The 626-nt window shown below is 34.3% G+C and carries 1 protein-coding gene and 1 pseudogene; both read left to right on the forward strand.

The features are described 5' to 3' along the window. A pseudogene (locus V6U76_RS05410) lies at positions 1–190 on the forward strand (hypothetical protein); the annotation flags it as partial. Then, a complete protein-coding gene (locus tag V6U76_RS05415) occupies positions 187–585 on the forward strand; it encodes a citrate/2-methylcitrate synthase (RefSeq protein ID WP_333024124.1) in 399 nt (132 codons plus the stop codon). The pseudogene V6U76_RS05410 and the gene V6U76_RS05415, both read left to right, overlap by 4 nt. Positions 586–626: the final 41 nt, after the last annotated feature.

Consider the following 626-nt stretch of genomic DNA (forward strand, 5'->3'; position numbering starts at 1 on the left):
TAAGAGCATCCATGTTAAATATATGAATCGCAAGGCATTACTTAAGCTAGATGAGTTAATAGAGGTTGAGTTACCTATACTTAGTGGAACTGCAGGTCCTAGAGTATTGGATGTGCAGGGTTTACATAAGCAAACTGGCTTGTTTACTTATGATCCAAATCTTATCTCAACAGCTTTGTTAAATATATGAATCGCAAGGCATTACTTAAGCTAGATGAGTTAATAGAGGTTGAGTTACCTATACTTAGTGGAACTGCAGGTCCTAGAGTATTGGATGTGCAGGGTTTACATAAGCAAACTGGCTTGTTTACTTATGATCCAAATCTTATCTCAACAGCTTTATGCTCATCGTCTATAACATTTATAGATGGTGATAAAGGAATATTAAAGTATCGAGGGTATGACATAAAGGTTCTAGCAGAAAGTTATGATTTCATAACAATTATTTATTTGTTATTGTATACGAGTTTACCAAGTAGCACTCAGTATAAAGAGTTTTTTGCTGAAGTACATAAATTGTCAAAAGTCTCAGAGGAGGTTGTGCATATAATAAAAGCATTTCCATGCAATGCTCATCTAGCTTAAGTAATGCCTTGCGATTCATATATTTAACATGGATGCTCTTA

The organism is Wolbachia endosymbiont of Pentidionis agamae (genome assembly GCF_036711655.1).
Taxonomy (GTDB): Bacteria; Pseudomonadota; Alphaproteobacteria; order Rickettsiales; family Anaplasmataceae; genus JAZHPY01.

Coding starts and splice junctions, on each gene's coding strand:
- V6U76_RS05415 (WP_333024124.1), top strand. CDS start 187: ATGAATCGCAAGGCATTACTTAAGCTAGATGAGTTAATAGAGGTTGAG.